At 74.0% G+C, this 3,901-nt stretch carries 6 protein-coding genes and 1 pseudogene; 4 read left to right on the top strand and 3 right to left on the bottom strand.

Annotation, left to right across the window (positions count from 1 at the left end; all coding sequences use genetic code 11):
* Positions 1-83: 83 nt before the first annotated feature.
* Entirely contained in the window at positions 84-845 is a 762-nt protein-coding gene (locus tag ACFUK0_RS39785) for a GntR family transcriptional regulator (protein WP_380258906.1), read from the bottom strand.
* 136 nt (positions 846-981) lie between these two features.
* Between ACFUK0_RS39785 and ACFUK0_RS39780 the strand changes: the two genes are divergently transcribed.
* Positions 982-1,233 (top strand): hypothetical protein, encoded by a 252-nt coding sequence (locus tag ACFUK0_RS39780; RefSeq protein ID WP_380258904.1) that lies wholly within the window; start codon positions 982-984, stop codon positions 1,231-1,233.
* Complete coding sequence (locus tag ACFUK0_RS39775; protein ID WP_380258902.1) at positions 1,230-1,523, top strand: hypothetical protein; 294 nt, start codon at positions 1,230-1,232, stop codon at positions 1,521-1,523. The genes ACFUK0_RS39780 and ACFUK0_RS39775 overlap by 4 nt, the downstream gene beginning before the upstream one ends.
* Before the next feature lie 121 nt (positions 1,524-1,644).
* Here ACFUK0_RS39775 and ACFUK0_RS39770 read toward each other — a convergent pair whose 3' ends face one another.
* Both ACFUK0_RS39770 and cofC read right to left on the bottom strand, forming a co-directional pair.
* Positions 1,645-1,863, bottom strand: a complete 219-nt coding sequence (locus ACFUK0_RS39770; protein ID WP_380258900.1) for a hypothetical protein — start codon at positions 1,861-1,863, stop codon at positions 1,645-1,647.
* A gap of 52 nt (positions 1,864-1,915) precedes the next feature.
* Positions 1,916-2,608, bottom strand: a complete 693-nt coding sequence (cofC, locus tag ACFUK0_RS39765; RefSeq protein WP_380258898.1) for a 2-phospho-L-lactate guanylyltransferase — start codon at positions 2,606-2,608, stop codon at positions 1,916-1,918.
* Positions 2,609-2,838: 230 nt separating this feature from the next.
* Here cofC and ACFUK0_RS39760 point away from each other — a divergent pair, with 230 nt between their 5' ends.
* Together ACFUK0_RS39760 and ACFUK0_RS39755 are read left to right on the top strand one after the other, a co-directional pair.
* Positions 2,839-3,720: a lysophospholipid acyltransferase family protein gene (locus ACFUK0_RS39760; RefSeq protein ID WP_380258896.1), complete on the top strand. Its 882-nt coding sequence runs from the start codon at positions 2,839-2,841 to the stop codon at positions 3,718-3,720.
* A 47-nt stretch (positions 3,721-3,767) separates the two neighbouring features.
* Positions 3,768-3,901: pseudogene (locus ACFUK0_RS39755) on the top strand (glycerol-3-phosphate dehydrogenase); the annotation flags it as partial.

The following is a 3,901-nucleotide window of genomic DNA, read 5'->3' as shown; positions in this document are numbered from 1 at the left end:
CGCTCACTCGGAATTCCGGGTGGCGGGCCGCCACGGCTCTTTTCACGTCCGGCCGCGGCGGTGTTGTGCGGCCCGCCGGATTACTACCAGTGTTCGACCGGGAACTCGTAGGCGATTTCCCACTTGGAGTCCGGGACGACGATGTCGGCGGTCTCCACCGCACGCCCGTCCAGATCGAAGTACGTGCGTTCGATGAGAGTCACCAGGTCGCCGGTCGGGATTCCCAGCAGATTGGCCTGTTCGGCGGTGGCGCGGCCCGGTCGCGGAACCTCCACCGCGAAGTCCACCACCACGCCGATCGACGCCATTCGCTCCAGTACGCCGCGGCCGGCCAGCGGGCCGAGTTCGGGCATCAGTACCGGGGTGTCCGCGGTGACGGACATCGGCTCCCAGCTTTCCGACAGTTGGGCCGGGCGGCCGTCGGAGAGGTATTCGTAGCAGGTGCGCACGGTGAGGTCGCCGGTGGCGATCCGCAGCCGACGGGCGATGTGTTCGGGTGCCGGAGTCCGTACGTAGCTCTTGGACTCCCAGCTGCCCGTCCGCCCGCGTTCGCGCTGCTCGACCCGGAAGGGTGAATCCCCGCGCCGTTCGCTGTACCGGGAGCGGACGGTGCGTCCGCGCTCGGTGGGTGTCCGCACGTAGGTGCCGGAGCCCGGCCGGCCCTCCAGCAGCCCTTCGGCGATCAGCCGCTCCTGGGCCCGCTGCAGGACGTTGGCGCCCACGCCGTAGGCCAGGGCGAGCTGCGCGCGGGACGGCAGGCGCTCTCCGGGCCGCCATTCGCCCTCGCCGATGCGTCGGCGCAGGTCGTCCGAGATCTGCAGGTACGGGGGCACCTCTGAGGGCATCTGGCTCTCCCGGCGGCAGGCTCCGCCACTGCCCGGCATGGCAGGGCGGGTAATTCAGCGTTGACAATCTAATGCATCAGGTGGAATCTAATGCTTTAGATTTACGTTCAGTGACGGCCTGCGCGCGGGAGAGTCGGTGCGTGCCAACTACAGGGCATTTGACCTTGCGATTCGTCTCGCCAGTGCCACCGGCACCAGGCCGCGGGTCCGCCGAGGTCCGGCGGGCGGCTACCGGGTGGACGCCGCGCTGCCCGGCAGTCTCAGCGACGAGGCGCACCTGGCGGTGCTCGCCGCGCTCGCGGGCGCCGACCGCTACGGGCACCGGTACACGGACGCGGCCCAGGCCGTCTGGGCCGAACTCGACGAGGAGTTGGAGCAGTCAGGGTGAACAGCAGCACGGGGAAGGGCGCCCGCAGGCCCGGCGGGCCGGTCACGGTCGAGATCGAGGACATCGCGGCGCCGGCGACCTTCAGTCACCTGCCCGACGCGATCGCGGCGCTGTGGCAGGCCTTGCGGGTGCTGCCGCTCGGCTGGAACCAGTACGAGGCGTACCGCCACTTCCTGGGCACCGGCGCGGCCGAGCGGATCGAGGAATCCATCGAACGGGACGGCGAGTTGAGCCTGACCTTCCGGATGGCCGGCCGGCTGCACTCGGTCTGGGTCAGGCCGGCCCGCTAGAGCCTGACCGACCGTTCCCGCCGGGCGCACCACGCCGGGCATCCTCCCGGCCGGAGGCCGGGGGAGCCGTGCGCTGATCCGACGCGAACGGTCGGACCGGCTCCGGGCCGGCGGCGGGGCGTCAGGCGCCGGGGTCGGGGAAGGTCTGCAGGGTCACGAAGACCACCCGGCGGGCCTCGCCCTCGCCCTCGGTGCGGATCCGCACCCGCTGTCCGGGGCGCAGCAGCCGCAGGCCGCCGGCGTCGAACGCGGCCGCCCCGAACGGCACCGGGGTGCCGTCGTCGAGCAGCACGGAGCCCGCGCGGGTGTCGGGGTCGAAGGTGAACGCGGTGGCCTGCATGGGAGCAGCATATCGAGCGCCCCCGCCGCGGCGGCGGGCGGACGACGGCCGGTCAGGCCAGCGCCGCGGCGGCGGCCGTGGTGTACGGCCCCACGCCCAGGGCCAGGGCCTGCGCCAGGTCCTCCCCGGTGTCGACGTCCCGGCGCACCGAGTGGACGTCGGTCAGGCCGATCTCGTGGGCGCCGCCGGCCGCGTGCCGGGCCCGCGACCCGCCGCCGAAGGCGGGCGCCAGCGCGGCCCCGGGGGAGCAGGCCAGCAGGGTGGTGCCGAGACCGGGGGAGTCGGCGAGGAAGGCCCGGCCGCCGCCGCGCGGGCCTGCGGCGGGCACGGCGCCCAGGACGCGGGCGAGTTCGGCCGGCCGCAGGGCGGGCAGGTCGGCGGAGAGGGCGGCCAGCGGGGCGTGCGGGTCGAGTGCGCGCGCGTACGCGGCGCCGTGCGCCAGTGCGGGGTTGAGGCCGCCGCCGGGCTCGTCCGCGACCACCACGGCGCCGAGGGCGGCGAGCCGCGGCCCGGCCAGCGGGTCGCGGGTCACCACCACCACCCGTGACACGCCCGGGCAGGCCAGCGCCGCCGTCACGGTGTCGAGCGCGAACGCCAGTGCCAGGTGGGCGCGGTGCGCCCCGGCGAACGGGCCGAGGCGGCTCTTGGCGAGCGCGAGGGGCTTGAGGGGGAGCACCAGCGACCACCCGGTGGTGGGTGCGGGGGGCGAGAGGGCGCCGCTGGGGCGTACCGTGTCCTGGGTCATCGGCGCCATTGTGGCGCCGGTCCCGGAGCCCTCGCCAGGCCGCACCGCCCGGGCTGACGTGCGATTGGTCACGTGAGCCGGGCCGGCCCGAGGGCTGCCCGACGGCCGTGAGCGGCCGGGTGGTAGTGTCCCGCGCCCCGGGCTCCCGGGTGCCGGGCCCCGACAGGGGACTCCGGGAGGCGACTGACCTGCGGCACCCCGTGTGCCGCACCGGATGAGGAGGACCTGGGGTGGCCCGCCGCTCGAACGCCGGCTTCGGCAACGCCGACTACGGCATCTGGTACCGCTTCGCGGCCGTGCTGGTGAAGCCGGTGACGACCGCGCTGGTGAAGCCGGACTGGCGGGGCTGGGAGCACCTGCCCGAAGAGGGCGGCTTCCTCGCCGCGGTCAACCACAACTCGATCATCGACCCGGTGGTCTACGCGCACTGGCAGTACAACAGCGGCCGGCCGCCCCGGATACTGGGCAAGTCCTCGCTGTTCTCGGTGCCGTTCATCGGCTTCATGCTGCGCAAGACCGGCCAGATCCCGGTGTTCCGCGACTCCACCGACGCCGCGCAGGCCTTCCGGGCGGCCATCGACGCCGTCAACGGCGGCCAGTGCGTGCAGTTCTACCCCGAGGGCACGCTCACCCGTGACCCCGACCTCTGGCCGATGACCGGCAAGAGCGGGGTGGCCCGGGTCGCGCTGATGACGGGCGCGCCGGTGATCCCGGTCGCGCACTGGGGCGCGCACGAGATCATCCCGCCGTACGGCCGGGGCGGCTCGGGGAAGAGCAGGTTCAACCTCTTCCCGCGGCACAAGGTGACGGTGGCGGCCGGCCCGGCCGTCGACCTGAGCCGGTACCAGGGGCAGGAACTGACCCCGCAGGTGCTGCGCGCCGCGACCGAGGACATCATGGCCGCGATCACCGAGGTGCTGGCGGGCATTCGCGGCGAGCGGCCGCCGGCCGAGCGCTACGACATGCGGACGGCTTCGCAGGCCCGCGCCGTGAAGGCCACCGCCGAGCGCCACCGGGCGGCCGGCAGCCGGATCGAGGGCGGCGAAGGCCGCCCGGGCAGTGCGGGCAGTGCGGGCAACGACGACAGCAGCACCAAGGAGGCCGGCAAGTGACCCGTTGCGCCGTGTTCGGTACCGGTTCGTGGGGGACGGTGTTCGCGATGATCCTCGCCGACGCGGGCTGCGAGGTGTCCCTCTGGGGCCGCCGGCAGGAGCTGGTGGACGCGGTCAACGCGACGCACGTCAACGAGGACTACCTGCCGGGCATCACGCTCCCGGGCAGGGTCACGGCGAC

The sequence above is a fragment of the Kitasatospora sp. NPDC057223 genome, assembly GCF_042669755.1.
Taxonomy (GTDB): Bacteria; Actinomycetota; Actinomycetes; order Streptomycetales; family Streptomycetaceae; genus Kitasatospora.
The sequence above is the reverse complement of the archived record's forward strand: the minus strand, read 5'-3'. Positions and strand labels throughout refer to the sequence as shown.